The 21,374-nt window shown below is 71.4% G+C and carries 21 protein-coding genes; 11 read left to right on the top strand and 10 right to left on the bottom strand.

All coding sequences use genetic code 11. The features are described 5' to 3' along the window. Positions 1–127: 127 nt before the first annotated feature. The 3 genes from otsB to ACFY5C_RS39780 all read right to left on the bottom strand — a co-directional run bounded on the left by otsB (position 128) and on the right by ACFY5C_RS39780 (position 2,800). Positions 128–967, bottom strand: a complete 840-nt coding sequence (otsB, locus tag ACFY5C_RS39790) for a trehalose-phosphatase (RefSeq protein WP_389454794.1) — start codon at positions 965–967, stop codon at positions 128–130. 215 nt (positions 968–1,182) lie between these two features. Next, positions 1,183–1,449: a DUF3263 domain-containing protein gene (locus ACFY5C_RS39785; RefSeq protein ID WP_389454792.1), complete on the bottom strand. Its 267-nt coding sequence runs from the start codon at positions 1,447–1,449 to the stop codon at positions 1,183–1,185. A 58-nt stretch (positions 1,450–1,507) separates the two neighbouring features. Then, the gene (locus tag ACFY5C_RS39780) at positions 1,508–2,800 is read right to left on the bottom strand and encodes an extracellular solute-binding protein (protein ID WP_389454790.1); all 1,293 of its coding nucleotides are present in this window, start codon (positions 2,798–2,800) and stop codon (positions 1,508–1,510) included. A 98-nt stretch (positions 2,801–2,898) separates the two neighbouring features. Here ACFY5C_RS39780 and ACFY5C_RS39775 point away from each other — a divergent pair, with 98 nt between their 5' ends. The 3 genes from ACFY5C_RS39775 (at position 2,899) to ACFY5C_RS39765 (ending at position 6,154) form a co-directional block, all read left to right on the top strand. Continuing rightward, positions 2,899–3,843, top strand: coding sequence for an ROK family protein (locus ACFY5C_RS39775; protein WP_389454788.1), 945 nt, complete (start codon positions 2,899–2,901; stop codon positions 3,841–3,843). Beyond that, complete coding sequence (gene nagA, locus ACFY5C_RS39770) at positions 3,843–5,081, top strand: N-acetylglucosamine-6-phosphate deacetylase (RefSeq protein ID WP_389454786.1); 1,239 nt, start codon at positions 3,843–3,845, stop codon at positions 5,079–5,081. The genes ACFY5C_RS39775 and nagA overlap by 1 nt, the downstream gene beginning before the upstream one ends. A 143-nt stretch (positions 5,082–5,224) precedes the next feature. Continuing rightward, on the top strand, positions 5,225–6,154 hold the full coding sequence (locus tag ACFY5C_RS39765) for a 1-phosphofructokinase family hexose kinase (RefSeq protein WP_389454784.1): 930 nt from the start codon (positions 5,225–5,227) through the stop codon (positions 6,152–6,154). Here the strand turns inward: ACFY5C_RS39765 and ACFY5C_RS39760 are convergent, their stop codons facing one another. Both ACFY5C_RS39760 and cdgB read right to left on the bottom strand, forming a co-directional pair. After that, the gene (locus tag ACFY5C_RS39760; RefSeq protein ID WP_389454782.1) at positions 6,155–7,111 is read right to left on the bottom strand and encodes a CBM35 domain-containing protein; all 957 of its coding nucleotides are present in this window, start codon (positions 7,109–7,111) and stop codon (positions 6,155–6,157) included. It lies immediately after the preceding gene. 120 nt (positions 7,112–7,231) lie between these two features. Continuing rightward, positions 7,232–8,890, bottom strand: coding sequence for a diguanylate cyclase CdgB (gene cdgB / locus ACFY5C_RS39755; RefSeq protein ID WP_389454780.1), 1,659 nt, complete (start codon positions 8,888–8,890; stop codon positions 7,232–7,234). 351 nt (positions 8,891–9,241) lie between these two features. Here cdgB and ACFY5C_RS39750 point away from each other — a divergent pair, with 351 nt between their 5' ends. Together ACFY5C_RS39750 and ACFY5C_RS39745 are read left to right on the top strand one after the other, a co-directional pair. Next, positions 9,242–9,841, top strand: coding sequence for a flavin reductase family protein (locus tag ACFY5C_RS39750; RefSeq protein ID WP_389454778.1), 600 nt, complete (start codon positions 9,242–9,244; stop codon positions 9,839–9,841). Between the two features lie 65 nt (positions 9,842–9,906). Then, the gene (locus tag ACFY5C_RS39745) at positions 9,907–10,413 is read left to right on the top strand and encodes a GNAT family N-acetyltransferase (protein WP_389454776.1); all 507 of its coding nucleotides are present in this window, start codon (positions 9,907–9,909) and stop codon (positions 10,411–10,413) included. Here ACFY5C_RS39745 and ACFY5C_RS39740 read toward each other — a convergent pair. The 3 genes from ACFY5C_RS39740 to arfB all read right to left on the bottom strand — a co-directional run bounded on the left by ACFY5C_RS39740 (position 10,400) and on the right by arfB (position 12,134). Beyond that, complete coding sequence (locus ACFY5C_RS39740; RefSeq protein WP_389454774.1) at positions 10,400–11,308, bottom strand: sigma-70 family RNA polymerase sigma factor; 909 nt, start codon at positions 11,306–11,308, stop codon at positions 10,400–10,402. The two genes, ACFY5C_RS39745 and ACFY5C_RS39740, sit on opposite strands and share 14 nt — an antisense overlap. 94 nt (positions 11,309–11,402) lie before the next feature. Next, on the bottom strand, positions 11,403–11,564 hold the full coding sequence (locus ACFY5C_RS39735; RefSeq protein WP_389454772.1) for a hypothetical protein: 162 nt from the start codon (positions 11,562–11,564) through the stop codon (positions 11,403–11,405). Between the two features lie 132 nt (positions 11,565–11,696). Beyond that, entirely contained in the window at positions 11,697–12,134 is a 438-nt protein-coding gene (gene arfB / locus ACFY5C_RS39730; protein ID WP_389454770.1) for an alternative ribosome rescue aminoacyl-tRNA hydrolase ArfB, read from the bottom strand. Positions 12,135–12,293: 159 nt separating this feature from the next. Between arfB and ACFY5C_RS39725 the strand changes: the two genes are divergently transcribed. Together ACFY5C_RS39725 and ACFY5C_RS39720 are read left to right on the top strand one after the other, a co-directional pair. Further along, positions 12,294–12,869 carry a TerD family protein gene (locus ACFY5C_RS39725; protein ID WP_107906089.1) on the top strand — a complete coding sequence of 192 codons (576 nt, stop codon included), beginning with the start codon at positions 12,294–12,296 and terminating at the stop codon, positions 12,867–12,869. A gap of 143 nt (positions 12,870–13,012) precedes the next feature. Then, positions 13,013–13,990 carry a GNAT family N-acetyltransferase gene (locus ACFY5C_RS39720; RefSeq protein WP_389454768.1) on the top strand — a complete coding sequence of 326 codons (978 nt, stop codon included), beginning with the start codon at positions 13,013–13,015 and terminating at the stop codon, positions 13,988–13,990. Between the two features lie 308 nt (positions 13,991–14,298). On the opposite strand, the gene ACFY5C_RS39715 is transcribed toward ACFY5C_RS39720, so the two are convergent. Then, entirely contained in the window at positions 14,299–15,705 is a 1,407-nt protein-coding gene (locus tag ACFY5C_RS39715) for a M1 family metallopeptidase (RefSeq protein WP_389454766.1), read from the bottom strand. 167 nt (positions 15,706–15,872) lie between these two features. On the opposite strand from ACFY5C_RS39715, the gene ACFY5C_RS39710 reads away from it, so the two are divergent. After that, positions 15,873–16,373, top strand: coding sequence for a hypothetical protein (locus ACFY5C_RS39710; protein WP_363041401.1), 501 nt, complete (start codon positions 15,873–15,875; stop codon positions 16,371–16,373). Positions 16,374–16,613: 240 nt separating this feature from the next. Here the strand turns inward: ACFY5C_RS39710 and ACFY5C_RS39705 are convergent, their stop codons facing one another. Next, positions 16,614–17,324, bottom strand: a complete 711-nt coding sequence (locus ACFY5C_RS39705) for a pentapeptide repeat-containing protein (RefSeq protein WP_389454764.1) — start codon at positions 17,322–17,324, stop codon at positions 16,614–16,616. A gap of 195 nt (positions 17,325–17,519) precedes the next feature. Between ACFY5C_RS39705 and ACFY5C_RS39700 the strand changes: the two genes are divergently transcribed. The 3 genes from ACFY5C_RS39700 (at position 17,520) to ACFY5C_RS39690 (ending at position 21,359) form a co-directional block, all read left to right on the top strand. Further along, the gene (locus ACFY5C_RS39700; protein WP_389454762.1) at positions 17,520–18,689 is read left to right on the top strand and encodes an FAD-dependent oxidoreductase; all 1,170 of its coding nucleotides are present in this window, start codon (positions 17,520–17,522) and stop codon (positions 18,687–18,689) included. Between the two features lie 79 nt (positions 18,690–18,768). Beyond that, on the top strand, positions 18,769–19,749 hold the full coding sequence (locus ACFY5C_RS39695; RefSeq protein ID WP_389454760.1) for a zinc-binding dehydrogenase: 981 nt from the start codon (positions 18,769–18,771) through the stop codon (positions 19,747–19,749). A gap of 104 nt (positions 19,750–19,853) precedes the next feature. Continuing rightward, positions 19,854–21,359 carry an MFS transporter gene (locus ACFY5C_RS39690; RefSeq protein WP_389454758.1) on the top strand — a complete coding sequence of 502 codons (1,506 nt, stop codon included), beginning with the start codon at positions 19,854–19,856 and terminating at the stop codon, positions 21,357–21,359. Positions 21,360–21,374: the final 15 nt, after the last annotated feature.

Raw genomic sequence — 21,374 nt, 5'->3', positions numbered from 1 at the left:
GCGGCGACCACGCGAACCAGACCGCCGACCGCAAACGCTCGGACCAGCTCACCCCAGGGCAACCGCCTGCCGCAGCCTGCCCGACCAGGACCGGCTGCGGCAGCGTGCCTCGCGGCGGTCTTCCGGATCAGGTTGCCTGCGTGGCGATCGTCTGCAGGAGTCGTACGACGCCCTCCGGGCCGTCTACCACGACGTCCGCCCTCTCCGAGAGTTCGGTGACCTCCTCGCTGCCGCTGCAGACCAGGAGGCCGGGGGTGCCGTCGGAGCGGAGTTTGCCGACGGCTGCGTAGGCGGGGAGGTCGCCGAGGTCGTCGCCGGCGTAGAGGACGGACTCGGCGCCGAGTTCGCGGACGTACTCGCTGAGCGCGACGCCCTTGTCCATGCCGGGTGGGCGGAGTTCGAGGACCATGCGACCGGGTTCGACGATGAGGCCGTTGCGGGTGGCGAGGTCGGTGAGGGGCGCTCGGAGGGCGTCGAAGGTGCCCTGGGGGTCGGGCGCGCGGCGCGTGTGCACGGCCAGGGCGTGACCCTTGTCCTCGATCCAGGTGCCCTGCGCGGTGGATTCGAGAAGGCCCGGCAGGTCGGCGCGGACTGCTGCGACGCCGGGGTGGGGGTCGGGTGCGGTGACCTCACCGCTTACCGCGTCCCACCGTTCGGCGCCGTAGTGGCCCAGCACGACGAGGTGCTCCAGGCCAGGGGTGTCGGCGAAACCGCCGTACTTCACGGCGACCTCGGCCGGCCGGCCGGTGATCACCGCGACGGCGGCCACCTTCGGCGCCAGTGCGGCCAGGGCCGGGACGGCGTCGGGGTGGGCCCGGGCCTTTTCCGGGTCCGGGACGATCGGGGCGAGGGTGCCGTCGAAGTCCAGCGCGATGAGTGAGCGCGCGGGGCGGGTGAGGATGGCGGCCAGGCCGTCGCGGCCGGGCTGGGTCGTGGGGGTCGGGAGGTGATCCTTGTGACTGCCCATGGGGCGACCTTATCGGGGGACGGGTGCTGGACCATCCCGACGAGGGTTTCCCGATCCCGGCCCAGGCAGATCCGGCCCGTCCGGGGGTGCCCCCTCTGGGGGAGTTCGAGGACGAGGCCGTTCAGGCCGACAGCGGGGGTCTGGGGGCGGCACCCCTCAGGGACGGGAAGGGTAGGGGCGGCGGGGGCGAAGAACCCCTGCAGCGCCGCCGCGCGTCACCGCTCCCCCCGCCGCCGCTCCCGAACCCGCCGCAACCGATTCACCGTCACCGGATCATGCGCCAGCGCCCGCGGGTCGTCCAACAGCGCGTTCAGCAGCTGGTAGTAGCGCACCGGCGCCAGCCCCAGCTCCTCCCGTATCGCCCGCTCCTTGGCCCCGGGCCCCGAGAACCCCCGCCGCTCCAGCGCAAGAATCGCCCGCTCCCGCTCAGCGAGAACGGCGGCCTCGGGTTGGTCCTGGTCCTGGTCCTGCTCCTGGTTCACGTGCCGCACCGTAGCTCACCCCACTGACACCCGAGCCGACAGCCGAGCCGACCGGCAACTACTCCGCACTCTCCGCCCGAGTGGCCCCCGACTGCAGCTGCCCCAGGATCGCCGACGGGCTCCCCCCGGACGTCACCGTCCTGCCGATGCTCTTCTTGACGTCCGCGCTCACCGCGGCCCAGGACGTCCGCCCCACCGGATAGAGCTCGGAGAGCGGGAGCTGATCGAGGAAGGGCTTGAGGGCGGCGTCCTGGTCGTCCCCGGCCATCACCGTGGACGCGGAGTTCGTGACGGGGAGCAGGTTGTACTCCCGGGAGAAGTCCAGGACGTTCTTCTTGTCGTAGGCGAAGTCGAGGAACTCCCCCACCTGCTCGGCATGACCGTTCTGCTTGAAGGCCATCATCCAGTCGGCCACACCCATGGAGACCTTGGTCGGGCCCTCAAGGCCGGGCATGGGCACCATGCCGAACCTCACGCCCTTCTTCTCGGCCATCTGCATCAGCGAGGGGTGCCCGTTGAGCATGCCGACATCCCCCGCGGCGAAGGCGGAGAACGCGTCGGCCCGGTTGAGCTCCCCGGGCGGAACCGGCCCCGTGAGCCCCTTGCCGACCAGGTTGTTCTTGAGCCAGTTGAAGGTGGAGACGTTCTCCGCGGAGTCGATGCTGTACGTACCGGTCTCCGCGTCGGTGTACCCGCCCCCGCCGCTGAGCAGCCACTGCATGGTCTCGGCCTGTGCCTCCTCGGCACCGAGCGGCAGCGCGTACGGATACTTCACGCCCTCCGCCTTGAGCGCCTCGGCGGCGGCGGCCAGCTCCTTCCAGGAGGTCGGCGGGGTGAGGCTGGCGTCCTCGAAGAGGGACTTGTTGTAGAAGAGCAGGCGCGTGGAGGAGGCGAACGGGATGCCGTACTGGACGCCGTTCACCTGCCCCGCGTCCGCGAGCTGCGCGACGAAGTCCGCCTGGACGGGAATGGAGAGCAGTTCGTCGGCCTCGTAGAGAAGGCCCTTCGCGGCGTAGTCGGCGTACGCGCCGATCTGCGCGATGTCCGGCGCCTTCCCGGCGTCGACCATCTCCTTGACCTTGGCGTCGACGTCGTTCCAGGAGTACACGGTGACGTCGATCTGCACGCCCTCGTGCTGCTCCTCGTACTCCTTGGCGAGCCTGTCCCAGTACTTCTGGGAACTGTTCGCCGCGCTGTCCCCGTAGTCCGCGGCGACCAGCCTCAGCGTCACCTCGTCCGAACCACCGGTCAGCCCACAGCCGCCCAGAACCGCCGACAGGCCCAGCGCGGACACCGCCGCAATCGTTCCCGTACGCCTACGCCGCTGCACGCAAAACCGCCCCACACCCATGTTCGAAACTTTCGAAACGTCATACATATTGCCCCCATAAGGTCTACACCACGTAAGTGGACTAGACCTCTCGCGGGTATGCAAGACACACTGTTCCCGTGAGACATGTCATCGCCCTCGATGTGGGCGGCACCGGGATGAAGGCCGCCCTGGCGGCAGCGAGCGGCGAGCTGCTCCACCAGGCCCGCCGCCCGACCGGGCGCGAGCGCGGACCGGACGCGGTCGTCGAGGGCATCCTCGACTTCGCCGGCGAGCTGCGCGCCTACGGCGAGGAGCGCTTCGGCGAGCCCGCGGCGGCCGCCGGCATCGCCGTCCCCGGCATCGTCGACGAGGATCAGGGCGTCGCCGCCTACTCGGCCAACCTGGGCTGGCGTGACGTACCCCTGCGGCGGCTGCTCGCCGAACGGCTCGGCGGCGTCCCGGTCGCCCTCGGCCACGACGTGCGCACCGGCGGTCTGGCGGAGGGCCGGATCGGCGCCGGCAAGGGTGCCGACCGGTTCCTGTTCGTGCCGCTCGGCACCGGGATAGCCGGCGCCATCGGCATCGACGGCCGGGTGGAGGCGGGTGCGCACGGCTTCGCGGGCGAGATCGGCCACATCGTCGTACGGCCCGGTGGAGCGCCGTGTCCGTGCGGGCAGCGCGGCTGCCTGGAGCGGTTCGCCTCCGCTGCGGCGGTGAGCGAGGCGTGGGCCGCCGCGTGCGGGGACCCGGAGGCGGACGCGGCCGACTGCGCCAAGGCCGTCACGTCCGGTGATCCGAACGCCGTACGGGTCTGGCACGAGGCCGTGGACGCCCTGGCCGACGGTCTGGTCACCGCCCTCACCCTGCTGGACCCGCGCACCCTGATCATCGGTGGCGGCCTGGCGGAGGCGGGGGAAACCTTGTTCACACCGCTGAGGAAGGCCGTCCGGCGCCGGGTGACCTTCCAGAAGCTGCCGTCCATCGTCCCCGCGGCCCTGGGCGACACCGCCGGATGCCTGGGTGCCGGCCTCCTGGCCTGGGATCTCCTCGACCGAACCGACCGTACGGAGGTAACTCCCTGATGGCAGCCGACCTAGGGGCGCGGGACAGCGCTGAATCTGCGGCTACCGCCGCGCGGGCTCGATCAGCCACGACGCACCCGCAGCCCGCGACGGACAAGGTGCCCCTCATCCTGGCCGGCGCCAACGTAGTCATGCCGACGGGGACCCTCGCAGCGGGCCAAGTGATCGTCGACGGCACCCGCATCGCCGGTACGGCCCCGGAGAACGCCCACCGCATCGACCTCACCGGACACTGGCTCCTGCCAGGGTTCGTGGACATCCACAACCACGGCGGAGGCGGAGCCTCGTTCACGTCGGGCACCGCAGACGACGTGGTCACCGGCATCCACACCCACCGCCTGCACGGCACCACCACCCTCGTCGCCTCCACCGTCACCGGCGACATGGACTTCCTCACCCGTCGCGCGGGCCTGCTGTCCGAGCTGGCCGAGCAGGGCGACATCGCCGGCATCCACTTCGAGGGCCCCTTCATCTCCCCGTGCCGCAAGGGCGCGCACTCCGAGGAACTGCTGCGCGACCCGGACCCGGCGGACGTGCGCAAGCTGATCGACGCGGCGCGCGGCCACGCGACGATGGTCACCCTCGCCACCGAACTGCCGGGTGGCCTCGATTCCGTACGGCTGCTCGCCGAGCACGGCGTGATCGCCGCGATCGGGCACACGGACGCGACGTACGAGCAGACGGTGGAGGCGATCGAGGCGGGCGCTACGGTCGCCACGCACCTGTTCAACGCGATGCCGCCGCTCGGCCACCGCGAGCCGGGCCCGATCGCGGCCCTGCTGGAGGACGAGCGGGTGACCGTCGAGCTGATCAACGACGGCACGCATCTGCACCCGGCCGCGCTGGAGCTGGCGTTCCGTCACGCGGGCGCGGACCGGGTCGCGTTCATCACGGACGCGATGGACGCGGCCGGCTTCGGCGACGGCCGCTACATGCTCGGCCCGCTGGAGGTGGAGGTCGCCGGCGGAGTGGCCCGCCTCGTCGAGGGCGGCTCGATCGCGGGCTCGACCCTCACCCTGGACCGCGCCTTCAAGCGGGCGGTGACGATCGACCGGCTGCCGGTCGAGGACGCGGTGGCGGCCCTGTCCGCCAACCCCGCCAGGCTGCTCGGCCGCTACGACCGCATCGGCTCCCTGGAGCCCGGCAAGGACGCCGACCTGGTGGTACTGGACTCCGAGTTCGACCTCAAGGGCGTGATGCGCCGGGGCGAATGGGTGGTGAATCCCCAACTGGGGTGATCTGTCCTGCTGTTGAGGGCGGTGGTTGTCCTGCGAGACTGGGACGGCCGCCGCCCTTTTGGCATGATCGGCAGCTGCCGGAAGGACAACCGGCGGACGGACGGCACACGCATGCTGAACTCTTCGGGGGAGGTCGAGTACAGGTGATCCTCACGGTCACGCTGAACACCGCTCTCGACATCACCTATCGCGTGCGGGCCCTGCGCCCCCACGCTTCCCACCGCGTCTCCGAGGTGACCGAGCGCCCCGGCGGCAAGGGGCTGAACGTGGCCCGGGTGCTGGCGGCCCTCGGCCACGAGGTGACAGTCACGGGCTTCACGGGCGGCGCGACGGGGAGCGAGGTCCAGGACCTGCTCGCGGCCACGCCCGCCGTGGTGGACGCGCTGGTCCCGGTGACCGGAGCGACCCGCCGGACGATCGCCGTGGTGGACGAGCTCACCGGCGACACGACCCAGCTCAACGAACCCGGCCCGACGATCACCCCGGCCGAGTGGTCCGCGTTCCAGGAGGCCTACGAGGACCTCCTCACCTCGGCCGCCACGGTGGCCCTGTGCGGCAGCCTGCCGCCGGGCGTACCGGTCGGGGCGTACGCCGGCCTGGTCAGGTCCGCGAGGGCCGCGGGCGTCCCCGTCCTGCTGGACACCAGCGGCGAGGCCCTGCGCCGGGGCGTCGCCGCCCGCCCGGACATCATCAAGCCCAACGCCGACGAACTGGCCGAACTCACCGGCTCCCACGAGCCGTTGCGTGCCACCCAGGACGCGCGCCGCCGGGGCGCCCGCACGGTGGTCGCCTCCCTCGGCAAGTCCGGCCTCCTGGCCGTCACCCCCGAGGGCCGCTGGCAAGCCACCCCACCGGCCCGCCTCCACGGCAACCCGACCGGCGCCGGCGACGCGGCGGTCGCGGGCCTGCTGTCGGGTCTGGTGGAACACCTCGCCTGGCCGGACCGCCTGACCCGAGCTACGGCGCTCAGCGCGGCGAGCGTGGTGGCACCGGTGGCGGGGGAGTTCGACCGGGGGGCCTACGAGGAGTTGCTGGGGCGGGTGGCGGTGACCGGGGAGGTCACCGCCGCGTGATCAGGAGCTGGACTTGATCCAGCCCTTCACCAGCCACATCTGGTCGAGCAGGGCGTCGCACTGGTTGCCCTGCTCGCAGGACACCTTGATCGTGTTTGTGCCCTTGTTGAGCTGGACGTAGTTGTAGGTCTTCGTCCAGCCCTTCTCGTAGTCGCCCTCGGGGCCGCCCGCCCAGTTCTTCAGGTCGACCGGGGTGTTGGCGGGGGTGCCGTTGACCGTGAGGGTGGCGTTCTGGTCCTTGCCCGGGACGCTGTAGCCGACGAAGACGGTGTACTTGCCGGACTTCGGGATCTCGTCGACGCTCCAGCTGACCGAGGAGCCGACCGCGTTGAACCCGGCGACGTAGACGCCGCCGTCCGCCCTGGCGCCCTTGATGTCGGACGCGGTGGTGGCACCGCCGGCGAGGGCCAGCGCCTTGGCGTCGATCGTCGGCAGGTCGTCCTCCGCCGCCTGGCTGTTGCTGTTCGACGGACTCGGCGCGCTGCTCTCCTGGGACTGCGTCGGGGTCGACCCCGTGTCGCCCCCCGCGTCGTCCTTCTCGCCGTCGCCGCCCAGCATCGCCACGCTGATGCCGATGACGACCGCCGCGACGACCGCGATCGCGCCGATCAGCAGGCCCTTGGTGTTGGGTCCGCCGCGGCCGCCCGAGCCGTGGCCGCCGCTGTAGGACGGCTGTGGGCTGGCCGTGGTCACGCCGTCGGGGTGTGTCTCCGGTGCCGCGTAGTGCGCGTTCGGCTGGCCGTACGTGCCCTGCTGTTGCGGTATCTGGCCGTACGCGGCCGTGGGGGCCTGCTGGCCGTACTGCCGCTGTCCGACCGGGCGCACACGGTTCACCGAACCCGGGTAGCCGTAGCCCCCCGACGGCGGCTGGGCGCCGTTGGCCTGCCCGTCGGCGTAGAGGTAGCCGAACGGGTCGTCGTCCTCGGGCGTGCTGGCGCCGTTGTTGCCGGACGTCATCCCTTGGTACTCCTCACCAGGTGCGGGCGGATGCGATGCGTGTGGTCAGAATGGCGAGCCTACCCGCTCCTGATGGCCCAAACGGGTGACTCGGATCGCATCAGCTCGCTGACCTGGGGGTTACCCGGCGCGTCTGTGTTGTTTGGGACGAGATCGTTTCTCTACGTACATCCGCTCGTCAGCGGACTTCAACACTTCGTCCGCAGTCATCCCGCAGTGCGCCCACCCGATGCCGAAGCTGGCGCCCACGCGGACCGCCCGCCCTTCGGCGCGGATGGGCTGGATGATCTCGTTACGCAGGCGTACGGCGAGGTCCTGGGCGTCCGCCTTGCCGAGCCCGTCGGCGAGGATCACGAACTCGTCGCCGCCGAGCCGGGCCACGGTGTCGCCGTCGCGGACCTGGCGGGACAGGCGCCTGGCCACCTCGATGAGAACCGCGTCACCCGCGTTGTGCCCGAACCGGTCGTTGATCGACTTGAAGCCGTCGAGGTCACAGAAGAGGACCGCGAGTCCCTTGGCACCGTCGTCCCGCTCGCCCTCGACCGGCGCGACGGTGTGCACATGGTGGTCGTAGGCGTCGAACGCCGCCACAGCCGGACGGAAGTCGAAGCCGTGGCCGTTGGCGTCGTAGGCCGGGTGGCCGTAGGCCGCGTCGACCGACTCCAGGGCGGCACCCGGGTGCGTGGAGCGCTGACACAGCCGCGAGGCGAGGCGGGAGCGCAGCTCGGCGGAGTTCGGCAGTCCGGTGAGGGAGTCGTGCGAGGCGCGGTGGGCGAGCTGCAGCTCGCGGCGCTTGCGCTCCTCGATGTCCTCGACGTGGGTGAGCAGGAAGCGGGGTCCGTCGGCGGCGTCGGCGACGACGGAGTTGCGGAGCGAGACCCAGACGTACGTGCCGTCGCGGCGGATCAGACGAAGCTCCGCGCGACCCCCCTCGGCGGACGTACGCAGCAGCGTGCCGATGTCCTCGGGGTGGACGAGGTCGGAGAAGGCGTAGCGGCGCATCGCGGAGGCGGGGCGGCCGAGCAGGCGGCACAGCGCGTCGTTGGTGCGCAGGATCCGGCCGTGCTGGTCGCCGCCCATCTCGGCGATGGCCATGCCGGACGGGGCGTACTCGAAGGCCTGCCTGAAGCTTTCCTCACTGGCGCGCAGGGCCTGCTGCTCCCGCTCCAGCCTGACCAGTGCCCGCTGCATATTCGCGCGTAGACGTGCGTTGCTGATGGCGATCGCCGCCTGGAACGCGTACATCTGGAGCGCCTCGCGCCCCCAGGCGCCGGGGAGCCGGCCATTGCGGGGCCGGTCCACGGACAGGACCCCGATCAGCTCGCCGCAGGCGCTGCCCTGCACGCCGGGCGTGTACATCGGGGCGAAGAGGCGGTCCGAGGGGTGCCACTCGTCCTCGAAGCGGGGCGCGGGACCGTCGGTGTACCACTGCGGGACGTCGTCGTCGTCGAGTATCCAGCCCTCGGTGTGCGGGATGAAGACCAGGTCGCCCCAGCGCTCACCCATGCTCAGCCGACGGTCCCAGGAGTCCCGGGAGCCGACACGGCCGGTGATGAGGGCCTCGGCGGCGGGATTGCCGGAGAAGGCGGCGACGACGAGATCGCCGTCGGGGCGTACGAGATTGACGCACGCCAGCTCATAGCCGAGGCCGTTGACGACACCGTCGGCAACTGTCTGCAGCGTGTCCGCCAGGCTGCGGGCCGTGTTCATGTCAGCCATGACCTGGTGCAGTTGTCGCAGGGTCGCAAGACGGACGTACGGCTCCGACTCGGTCTCCATGCTCGCCCTCCCCCCGAGACCTCGCAGCGAATCAAGGGTTCTACTTCGGCGTAACTTCCCTTGCTAGTTCCCCGCCACTGAATCACAGCGCGCTGCTCACTCGGTACACAGGGTCAACAATTAATGGCCCTTGTGACTCAAGTCACAGGTAAACGTGAACAATTGAGCGGTGTTTCTGCGTTTTTCCTGTGCGTTTACTGAACGCAAACTTTGTGCGTGTGTGGAGATGCCACGAAACGGCCTTGATCAGGTACGTCAGTCGTCCGTCCATGGTCCTAGGTCCACGTCCCGGTCCGTTCTCGGGCGAAGGCCCGATGCCGGATGCGCGGTGCCGACATTAGCGTTTCCGGCGTGCCGAACACTTCCCCGCCCGCGCCGCCCGTGCCCGCCGTCCTCCCCGCCTCGCGCAGCGCCGCCGGGCATGCTGAGGGAGTGAGCAACGACGAGTTCCGTGCCGCCATGTCGCGGCTGGCCGCCGGTGTGGTCCTGGTGACCGCACTGGAGCCGCCGCTGGACCCGGACGACCCGCACGCACCCGTCGGCGAGGACGTCGGCATGACGGCCACGGCGTTCATGTCGGTGTCCCTGGACCCGCCGTTGGTCCTGGTCAGCGTGCGCGAGGGGTCCCGCATGGACGACCTGCTCGACGAGCAGCCCCTGTGGGCCGTCTCGGTCCTCTCCGAGAGCCAGCGCCACATCGCCGGCCGCTTCGCCATGAAGGGCCGCGTCAGCGACCGCCTGCTGTTCGCCGACATCCCCTACGTCCGCGGCCAGGAGACCGGCGCCCCGCTCGTGGGTGGCGCCCTGGCCACCCTGGAGTGCCGCACCGAGCAGCGCGTGACGGCCGGCGACCACACCCTGGTGATCGGCCGCGTGCTGTCGGCTTCTCTGCCGAGTGCGAACGGGGGGCCGCTTACCTATTTCCGGGGCCGTTACCGGCAGTTGGGATGATCTCGCGGACAGGACCGTTCGCAATTCCATGGCGGGGAACTGATCATCCGGCTTACGGTGCCGGGATGACGTCGACGACTTCAGCGCCCCGCCTGGAAGAAATCACACCCGCGAACTTCGAGGCCGCCACCGGCATACGCGTGCGTCCTGAACAGGAATTCGCAGTCTCCCCGGTGATGCAGTCCCTGGCCGAGGCGTACGTCCACCCCGCGGACGTCGCCTGGCCCCGCCTGATCGTCGACGGCGGCCGCCCGGTCGGGTTCCTGATGGCCTTCTTCGACATCGACTGGCGCGGCGACGGCACCCTCCTGCGCTCCGGACTGTGGCGGCTGAACATCGCCGCGGACGAACAGGGCCGGGGGTACGGCCGGTTCGCGGTCGAGTCCGTGGCCGCGGAGCTCCGCCGCCGCGGCGGCAGGCAGCTCTACGTCACCTGGCACCCCGGCCCGAACGGCCCGGAGGGGTTCTACCTGGGCCTCGGCTTCCGCCCCAACGGCGAGACCAGCGAGGGCGAGACGGTGGGTGTGCTGGAACTGGACCGGACCGGCACCGCACCGGCTAGATCGGCCTGACGTCGAGCCGGGACGCCCGCTCGGCGTCCGTCACGATGTCGATCACTGCGATCCGATCCCGTACGAACGCAAACCGCAAGGCGCGCTCCACCCGCCCGCCGACCAGCACGACGGCCCCCATGGCGCCGTCGACCAGCATGAGCCGCGCGACACCGGCAAGCGACCCGTACGTCGCCGCACCTCGCGCCACCGCCGCCGCCCCCGTGGCCACCCCGGCCTCGGTGCGCGCGATGACGTCCGGGTCCAGGACCTCCAGCAGCCCCTCGAAGTCACCCTCCCGCGCGGCGGCGAGGAAGGCGCCGACGACCTCCCGCTGCCTGCGCCGCCCGGCCGGGCCGGCCTCGTGCACATCGGCGCCCTGCACCCGGCGCCGGGCACGGCTGGCGAGCTGCCGCGCCGCGGCGGGCGTACGGTCCACGACGTCCGCCACCTCCTCGAACGGCACCCCGAACAGGTCATGCAGCACGAACGCCAGCCGCTCGGCGGGCGTCAGCATGTCCAGTACGACGAGCAGGGCGACGCCCACCGAGTCGGCGAGGACCGCGTCCTGCTCGGGGCCGGCGTCCGTGCCGGGCACGGCCGCACCGGGACCGGGGCCCGCAGGCGCGCGGTCCAGCGGCTCCTCGGCACGGGACTTGCGAGAGCGGAGCATGTCGAGACAGACCCGCCCCACGACGGTCGTCAGCCATCCCCCGAGATTGTCGATACGGGCGGTGTCGGACCGACTCACCCGAAACCACGCCTCCTGCACCGCGTCCTCGGCCTCGGCGACCGAGCCGAGCATCCGATGAGCCACGGCACGGAGGTGTCCGCGGTGCGCCTCGAAGCGCTGGGCGAGAAAGTCGGCGTCCCGATGGCCGGTGTCCCGAAATCCCTTGCAGTCGCCGCCGCTCATCTGTCCCAGCCTCTCGTCGCAGTCCCTCGTCGCAGTCGTCACTGCCCTGACGGACGGGGTGACGGGGATGTGACGGAGGCGCCTCGCCTTCCCCCTAGACGGCGGAGGTGAGCCCGGTCCCCTGGGCGTCGGGGTTGGATACGGGTGCCACGGCGGCCGCTTCGGGTGCGGGCGCAGGCGCGGGCGTGGCGACCGGGGTGGCGATCGCGGCGACGATGGCGAGGACGGCGACAGCGCGCAGGGTCCACTTCAGCACGAGGGAGGATCCAATCCGGACGTGTGATGGCTTGGGCCTCGATCGTCGCCGGCGACCCGGTGTCCAGGGATCATCCGAAGGTCGCGACCGCCTCCCCCGTACGGCGGAGGCGACGGTCGGCGCCGACCCGGACTACGTCCAGCCCCGCCCCGTCCGCCCCCGCTTGGTCTCCGAGCGCTGCTTCTTCTCCCTCAGCCGGCGTTCGTTGATGCCGCGGGGGATGCGGGTCGGTGTGCGCGGCTTGGGTGGCGGGGCCGTCGCCTCGGCGAGGAGGGCGGCGAGGCGGACGGCGGCGGTCTCGCGGTTGCGCCACTGTGAGCGGTGCTCGGAGGAGCGGACGGTGAGGACACCGTCGACGAGGCGGGACGCCAGCCGTTCCAGCGCCCGCTGCTTCCACACCTCGGGCAGCGCCTGAGTGCCCGCCAGGTCGAACCGCAGCTCGACCTGGGAGTCACTGGTGTTGACGTGCTGGCCCCCCGGGCCACTCGACCGCGAGAAACGCCACATGAGCTCGGCCTCGGGCAGGGAGACGGAGCCACGGATGACGTACGGACCAGACATGCCGTACATGTTCCCGCTTCTGTCCGGTCCACGTCACCCGAATATCCCCTACGGGTGCTCTTTGGCAAAGAAAGTAAAGACACCTGGAACTTGAGGTACCCCTCTCCGCGTTCATAGGGGTAGCTGTAGCTTCTAGCCGTACCGCAACGAGGGAAGGGACTCCCAACAATGGCTGTAAGCCTGTCCAAGGGTGGCAACGTCTCGCTCACCAAGGAGGCACCGGGCCTGACCGCCGTCACCGTGGGCCTCGGCTGGGACGTCCGCACCACCACCGGCACGGACTTCGACCTCGACGCCTCGGCGATCGCGGTCAACCCCACGGGCAAGGTCTACTCGGACGGACATTTCGTCTTCTTCAACAACAAGCAGACCCCGGACCAGACCATCGTCCACACCGGTGACAACCGCACCGGCGAGGGCGCGGGCGACGACGAGGCGATCAACGTCAACCTGGCCGGCCTCCCGGCCGACGTCGACAAGATCGTCTTCCCGGTCTCGATCTACGACGCGGAGAACCGCTCGCAGAACTTCGGCCAGGTCCGCAACGCCTACATCCGCATCGTCAACCAGGCCGGCGGGGCCGAGATCGCCCGCTACGACCTGTCCGAGGACGCGGCCACCGAGACCGCCATGGTCTTCGGTGAGCTCTACCGCAACGGCGCCGAGTGGAAGTTCCGCGCCGTCGGCCAGGGCTACGCCTCGGGCCTGGTCGGCATCGCGCAGGACTTCGGCGTGAACGTCTGACGGACGCCTCGCTGTGCTGGAACCCCTGGCTTCGGCCGGGGGTTCCGGCGTTCCGGGGCCCTCGGCCGTTCAGGGCCCCGGATCGTTCGGGGCCTCGGTCGTCCACCTCTTCGATCGTTCATGTCTTCGATAGGTTGCCGCACGTGATCCTCGACCCGCTCCCCCTCAGCCCCGACCGCGACATCCCGGCCCCGCTCCTGACCGAGCTCACCGCGCTGTACGCCTCCAACCGTGAGTTCCACGCGCTCAGCGGCGAGTTCCCGGACCCGGACGACGTACGGCCCGAGCAGGTGGCGGCCGCGCTGGCCGACGAGTTGGCCAACCCTGACGTGGAGGTCCTGCTGGCCCGCAGTGCCGGGCAGCTGGTCGGGATCGTGATCACGCTCGCCCGTCACCCGGACCCGTCCGACCCCGACCCGTGGATCGGCCTGCTGATGGTGGACGCGAGCGCCCAACGCCAGGGCCACGGACGCCACTTGGCCACCCTCGTCGAGGACCGCGTGCGCACCGCGGGCCGTACGGCCGTACGCCTCGCCGTCCTCGACAACAACCCCGACGCCATCGCCTTCTGGACCGCCCTCGACTACGAGGTCGTCGGTTACGGCGAGGACCTCCAACTCGGCCGTGCCTGCACGGTCCTGCGCAAGCCGCTCATGGATCCCGACGGCCCCCCGCGCACCCCACGCCAGGCCGCCCGAGTCGCCGTACTCGACCCGGAGGGCGCGGTCTTCATGTTCCAGTGCGACAACGTCGAGGTCGGCGCCCACTGGGCCCTCCCCGGCGGCGGCCTGGAGGCGGACGAGACACCCCAGGAGGGCGCCCTGCGCGAACTGCGCGAGGAGACCGGCTGGACCGACCTCGAACCGGGCGCCCTGCTCTGCACCTGGGAGCACGACTTCACCCACTACGGCATCCCGGTCCGCCAACACGAGCACATCTACGTCACCCGGGGCCCACACCGAAGCCCCACCGGCCCTGACCTCCCCGCGGCCCACGCCGCCGACGGCATCCTCTCGTGGCGGTGGTGGCCCCGAGCAGACCTCGCCAAGGCCCCCGAGCCCCTGTGGCCCCCGGACCTGCCCCGCTTGCTGGACGAGTGGGAAGCGGGCAGGGAGGCCTGAACCGGCGTGGACTGGACACCGCCGGCAGGCACCGCCCTCGGCGCGTGCGTCGGCGTCGGCTCGCCGCTCCTGCCTGGCGGACCGCACCAGCTGGCGCCGGGACCTGGCCGACCGGACCCGGCAGGAACGCCGGCAGACCTATGTGACGGTCCTGACGAAGTACCGCCTGGCCTACGAGGCCATACACGCGGCCGCCGCCGTCACCGGCCGCGACCAGACCCGGGCGGGCGAGCGGGACGGCCGTACGGGAGGCGTTCCGGTCCTCCGCCTGCGACGGGGCCACCGGACGGCGGGCCGACGGGCCGGCATCACGGTTGCGCGGGCTTTCCGTCCCCGTACAGCCAGTCCTCCCAGACGGACGTGAAGTCCTCGTCCGGAGCCGACTTCTCGACGTACGCCGTGAAGTCCCCGGTGTCCGCGTTCCCGTGCCGGTGGCCGGCCGTCCAGCCCTGGACGATGTCGTAGAAGGTGTCGTCGCCGACGGCCTGGCGGATCTTGTGGAGAACCATCGCACCGCGCTGGTAGACCGGGTCGCCGGAGATGTGCGCGGCGCTCGCGGGCTCGGCGGGCGGGAAGGACCAGAGGTCCTCGTACTCGTCCTCGCCGTGGTCGTACAGGGAGTCGAAGGTCTCCTGCGCGCTGTCGCCGCCGTTGTCCTCCTGCCACAGCCACTCCGCGTACGTCGCGAAGCCCTCGTTCAGCCACATGTCCCGCCAGCTCTCCGGCGTCACGGAGTTGCCGAACCACTGGTGGGCCAGCTCGTGGACGAGCAGTTCGGTGCCGGGAGTGCCGGGGAAGACGGGCCGGTTCTGGGTCTCCAGGGCGTAGGCGGAGGCGTTCTCACGGGCGACGATGGCGCCCGTGGAGGAGAAGGGGTAAGGGCCGAAGTTGTACTCGGCCCACTCCACGATCTCGGGGAGCCGGGCGAGGACTTCGCGGCTGGAGCGTGCCTGGGAGGGGGCTACGGCGGTGTAGACGGGCAGCGCGCTGCCGGCCGCGCCCGGCACGCTGGAGCGGCGGACGTCGTAGTCCCCGATGGCGAGCGTGACCACGTAACTCGCCATCGGCTCGGCGGTGCGCCAGTGGAACGTCGTACGGCCGCCCTCGGTGGCCCGCCCGGCCAACTCACCGTTGGAGACCACCTGGAGCCCCTCCGGGACGGTCACGGCGATGTCGTACGACGCCTTGTCGGACGGGTGGTGATTGCCGGGGTACCACGCCATGGACCCCGTCGGCTCCCCGAGCGCGAGCGCACCGTCGGCGGTGGGAAGCCACCCCTCCTGGGAGCCGTCCGGGTCGGTGATGGTCTGGGGGGTGCCGGAGTAGCGGACGGTGAGCCGGAAGGTCTCGCCCTTGTCGAGGTCGGCACGCGGCCGGACGACGACCTCCTGGCCGTTACGGCTCCAGCGGGCACGCTCGCCCTCCACCGTGACCCGCTCGACGTCCATGCCCTTCAGATCGAGGTCGAAGGCGGAGAGGTCCTTGCCCGCACGTGCGGTGATCTCGGCGGTGCCGGTGAGGTGGCGGTCGTCGGGGTCGTAGGCGAGGTCGAGGTCGTAGTGCGTGACGTCGTAGCCACCGTTGCCGGCCTTGGGGAAGTACGGGTCGCGCACGCCGGAACCACCGGGAGTGCCGTGGACGCCGCCGCACGCGGTGAGGGCGAGGGCGAGCAGGCCACAGGCGATGGGCGGGACAACAGGCACGGAACGGGACACACCCGCGATCCTATGAGCGCGGGCCACGACACCGTCACCTCCGCGCACAGCCGCGAGCCACGACACCGGCGGGCCTACATGCCTGCACGCGGGCCGCGACACCCCCACGCCCGAGCCGTGCCACCTCGCATCCGCGCCCCGCACCGACCCGTGACACCATCACCCCCGTGCTCGACATCGGCTACGCCCTCTCCAACCGCTTCCCGGACCCCCCGCAGACGGACTACCGTCGCGCGGACGTCCGTGCCCTGCGCCACGATCTGTTCTGCGGCGACGTGTACCTCGCCGACACCAAGGCGGACCGGGAGTTGTCCACAGCCTGGGGATGGGTGCCGGTGCTCGACTTCGCCTGGGCCCTGTGCGACATCGCCGAGCTGCTGGACCAGGACCCGGCCGGCTCCCGCGCCGCCCGCCCCCAGCACGCGGAACTGGACTTCACCGAGTCCACCGACCGCATGCTCTTCGAGCGCCGCTTCGGCTGGGTCGACATCGAGGCCGACTGGATGCGGGCGGAGGAGCCCCCGCTGACCTTCTCGCACGCCGAACTGCGCCGTGAGGCCCGCGACTTCCTGCACGATCTGATCGCCGACCTGATCGACCTGCACGAGGACCTGGCCGAGAACCCGGCGATCTGGACCCTGCAGGCCCGCTTTCCCAGGCCGGCCTAGCCCCGGCTTCCCACGGGCGACGAACGGACCACCGACCACGGACCACGGAAACGAAGGAGCCCCATCCCGCACAGTGTGGGATGGGGCTCCTGATCCGAGCGCCGGGCAGGCCTTGCACCTGCATCTCCCCGCAGGAAGCGGGACGTCTTTCCTTGGACCACCAACGCAACACCGACCACCAAGAGTTCCGGCGACCAGCTGCAAGATCAATCATACCGCACCCGTCCGGGCACCGCACACCTACTCCTCGGCCTCCACCCGCACCCCGACCGCCGCCGCCAGCATCGGTGCCAGATCCAGCAGCTGCGAAGGACTGATCACCGCCCCGGCCAGCCTTTCCACCCCCCGTGTGATGTCCAGCTCGCCCGCCCTGCGCAGATCCACGTCCGTGAGAGTCACCCCGGTGAGGTCCGCCCCCTTCAGCGCGCAGTCCACGAACTCCACCCGCTCCAACCGGGCGCCCCCGAAGTCCGGCTCGACCAGGACGCACCCCTCGAAGACGACGTCCCGGAGCCTGGCCTTGCGCAGGTTCAGGTAGTCGATCTTGCCGCCGCGGATCACGACCCGCTCCAGGACGGCCCCGTGCAGCTGCACCCCACCCAGCCGGGCGTCCACCAGTTCCACATCGCGCAGGGTCGACTCGGCGAGGTCGGTCCCGACACCGCGTGGGCCGGTGAGGACCGAGTCGAGGATGCGGGCGTGGTGAAGTCTCGTCTCGTCCAGGGCGCAGCCCCGCAGCGCGCAGTCCATGAAGCGGGCGCCCCCGCCGTCCTGTCCGGTGAGGTCCTCCTCCCGGAACTCCAAGCCGTCGTAGTCCCCGTCCGGTTCCAACTCCCCGTCCCGGAACGGCTCCAGCCGCGGCAGCTGCACCTCGGGCCGCCGCGCGCGCTTCACGCCGCCCCTGCCCGGACCGCCCGCCCCGCCGCCCGCACCCATCGCTCGCCTCGCCATGCCCCCATGCTGCACCCCACCACTGACAATCCCTCTGACCTGCGCCGACTCCACGCCGACGCGACACCGGTGCCGCGCCGACACCACCCGACCCCGCACCCCCGCTCCCCCCATGTCACATTCCGAGCGCCCAGGACCGTCGTACTCACAGAACAGGGAAGCAAGGCGACCCCGAGACGAGGGAGACCCCCAGCCATGCACCGCATCACCGTCATCGGCGGCGGCTTCGCCGGACTCACCGCAGCCATCACCGCCGCCGAGGCGGGCGCCAGAGTCACCGTGTACGAAGCCCATCACACCCTCGGCGGGCGGGCGCGGACCGCCGCGGGGCCGTACCGGACGAACGAAGGACCGCACGCCCTCTACAACGGAGGCCCGCACTGGGCCTGGCTCAAGCAGCGGGACCTCATCGGGCCGCTCGCACCGATCCCGCCGCTGGAGGCGGCCCGGCTGCGGCTGCGGCACCGGGGAGTCCTGCGCCGCACCCCGCCGTTCGCCATGCTCAAGCTGCTGCGCCGGGGCCTGCCGCAGGCGCCCGTGGACGTCGACTTCATGACGTGGGCCACCGGGATCGCCGGCGAGGAGGGAGCCCGTGCCGCCGCGCACTACTCCGCCGTCGCCCTGTTCCACCACGACCCCGGCGCGCTGTCAGCGGCGTTCGTGCAGGAACGGCTGCGCCGGGCCACCAAGCTGCCCCCGGAGGCGCACTACCCGCGCGGCGGCTGGGGGGCCGTGATCGACCGGATGGCGGCCCGGGCGTGGAACCTCGGGGTGCGGATGGAGACCCTGTCCCGCATCGACAGCCTCGACGACCTGACGACCGGCACGCCCGTCGTCGTCGCGACCTCCCTCGACGCCGCCCGCCGCCTCCTCGGGGACAACTCGCTGACGTGGACCAGCGGGCGTACGGCACTGATCGACCTCGCCGTGCGCACCCGGCGTGGTGATGCCTTCGCCGTCTCCGATCTCGACCAGACCGGATGGCTGGAGCGGTTCACCGCGCAGGACCGGTCACTGGCGCCGGCCGGTGAGCAGCTGGTCCAGGGGCAGATCCCGATCGCCCCGCACGAGAGCAAGGCGGCCGGCATCGCGCGTGCCGAGCAGCTCCTCGACCTCGGTTTCCCCGGCTGGCGCGAGCGCGTCACCTGGCGGCGCGAGTCCGTCGCGAACGGCCGTACGGGCGCCGTCGACCTGCCCGGCACCAGCTGGCGCGACCGCCCGGCCGTCGACCGGGGTGCCGGGGTCTACCTTGCCGGTGACCAGGTCGCCGCCCCCGGCGTCCTGTCCGAGGTCTCCTTCAACAGCGCTCTCACAGCCGTCTCGCTCGCCCTCGGCCGCAACGCCCTTGACCTCAAGCAAGCTTGAGGTTGGAGCATCGGTCAGCCGGCTCCGGTGACGGGGCGGACGCCTGACAGACCCGAGTTCACAGCAATGGGGGATTTCGATGCACGCCATCCGTCTGCACACCTTCGGCCCGGCCGAGAACCTCGCCCACGAGCAGGTCGACGATCCCGTACCAGGCCCCGGCCAGGTCCGTATCGCCGTGGAAGCGGCCGGTGTCCACCTCCTCGACACGGCCCTGCGCGAGGGCATGGCGGGCCCGGCGCCGCAGTTGCCCACGCTGCCCACGATCCCCGGCCGCGAGATCGCCGGCGTCGTCGAGTCCCTCGGCGAGGGCGTGGCCGCGCTCTGGCTCGGCAAGCGCGTCGTCGCGCACCTCGGTTTCGCGCCCGGCGGGTACGCCGAACTCGCCGTGACCGACGTCGACCGCGTGCACGAGATCCCGGCGAACCTCGATTCCGCCCAGGCCGTCGCGATGATCGGCACGGGCCGTACGGCGATGGGGATCCTGCAGTTCGCCGAGCTCGGCCCGGACGCGGTGGCCGTGATCCCGGCGGCGGCGGGCGGGATCGGCACCCTGCTCGTGCAGTACGCCAGGAACGCCGGCGCCGTGGTCGTCGGCCTCGCCGGAGGCCCGGAGAAGGTCGCCCGGGTACGGGAGAACGGCGCCGATCTCGCCGTCGACTACAAGATCCCCGGGTGGCCCGGGAAGGTCCGCGCCTTCCTGGGCGGACGCCCGGCCACGGTCGTTTTCGACGGCGTCGGCGGCGATGTGGCCCGCGACTCCGTCGCCCTGCTCGGGCCCGGCGGCAAACACCTCGTCTTCGGCTGGTCCGGCGCGGGGCTGCACGACGGCGAGCCCTACCTCGTCGACGGCGTCTCCCAGCAGGTCCTCGGCCCCGTGATGATGCAGCGGGCCGGCGGCCCCAACCCCGTGCAGACCCTCGAACTGCGCGCCCTGGCCGAGGCAGCCGAAGGCCGCCTCACCCCGGCCGTCCAGCGCTTCCCGCTCGCGCAGGCCGCGGCCGCCCACCGCGCCCTGGAGACGCGCGCCACCACCGGAAAGGTGGTACTGGAGCCGTGACCAGCCGCAAGCACGCCCGCCAGGAAATACCGCACCCGTCCCGGGAGGGGATTCCGCAGCCGTCCCCAGATGCGACACGTCCTGAACCATGGTCTTCTGGCCAGGTGAGTTTCACCCGAACAGGTGAACCCCCCGCGGCCACCTCGGATGCCGACCCCCGCCGCTGGTGGGGCTTGGTGATCATCGCCCTCGCGCAGCTCATGGTCGTCCTCGACGCGACCATCGTGAACATCGCGCTCCCCTCCGCCCAGAGCGACCTCGGCATCTCCGACGGCAACCGCCAGTGGGTGATCACCGCCTACACCCTGGCCTTCGGCGGACTGCTCCTGCTCGGCGGCCGGATCGCCGACCTGGTGGGCCGCAAACGCACCTTCGTCATCGGCCTCGTCGGCTTCGCCGCCGCCTCCGCGCTGGGCGGTGCCGCCACCACGGCCGGCATGCTCTTCGGCGCCCGCGCCCTCCAGGGTGTCTTCGCCGCCGTACTGGCCCCGTCGGCCCTGTCGTTGCTGACGACGACCTTCACCGACCGCAAGGAGCGCGGCAAGGCCTTCGGCATCTACGGCGCGCTGGCCGGCAGCGGAAGCGCGATCGGGTTCATCGTCGGCGGCCTGCTCACCGAGTACCTGGACTGGCGCTGGTGCCTGTACGTCAACGTGCCCATCGCGGTGATCGCCGTCTTCGGCGCGCTGACCCTGCTCCACGACAGCCCCGGCCACGCGGGCGCCCGCCTCGACGTGCCCGGCGTGCTGCTCGGCTGCGGCGGCCTGGTCGCCATCGTCTACGGGTTCGCCGAGGCGGAGCCGCGCGGCTGGACCGACCCGATGGTCCTGACCCTCTTCGTGGTCGGAGTCGCCCTCCTCGCCACGTTCGTCTGGTGGCAGACCAGGGCCCCGGTGCCCCTGCTCCCGCTGCACATCATCAAGGACCGCACCCGCGCCGGCTGCTTCCTCACCATGGCGCTGGCCGTCATCGGGATGTTCGGTCTGTTCCTCTTCATGACCTACTACCTCCAGGTCATCCTCGACTACTCGCCCGTGATGACCGGCCTCGCCTTCCTCCCCCTCACGGTCGCGATCATCACCGGCTCCACCCAGATCGCCGCCCGGCTCCTGGACCATGTGGCGCCGCGCCTTCTCATGGCTCCCGGCGCCCTGCTGGCCGCGATCGGCATGGTGCTCCTGACCCGGCTGACCGTGCACTCCTCCTACCCGAGCGACATCCTGCCCGCCCTCATCCTCATGGGCCTCGGCATGGGCCTGATCTTCATGCCGGTGTTCGCCACGGCGACGGCCGGCGTGGCCCCGCAGGACTCCGGTGTGACCTCCGCGACCATCAACACCTCGCAGCAGGTGGGCGGTTCGATCGGTACGGCCCTGCTCAACACCATCGCCACCACCAGCAGCGCCGCCTACCTCACCGCCCACCTGACCGACCCGGCCCAGCGGGCCCTGGTCACCAAGGAGGGGATCGTGCACGGCTACACGGTCGCCATCTGGTGGGCAGCCGCCATCATGCTGCTGGCCGGTGTGGTCGCGGCCCTGATGGTGACGGCGAAACCCCCGAAGCACGGCACAGAGCAGAAGGCGCCGATCCCGGAGTCGGTGGCCTGACAGCCACCTGCCACC

The sequence above is a fragment of the Streptomyces sp. NPDC012935 genome, from assembly GCF_042900345.1.
In the GTDB taxonomy this organism is placed as follows: Bacteria; Actinomycetota; Actinomycetes; order Streptomycetales; family Streptomycetaceae; genus Streptomyces.
Note: the sequence above shows the minus strand (reverse complement) of the source record. Positions and strands in the feature narration are given on the sequence as shown.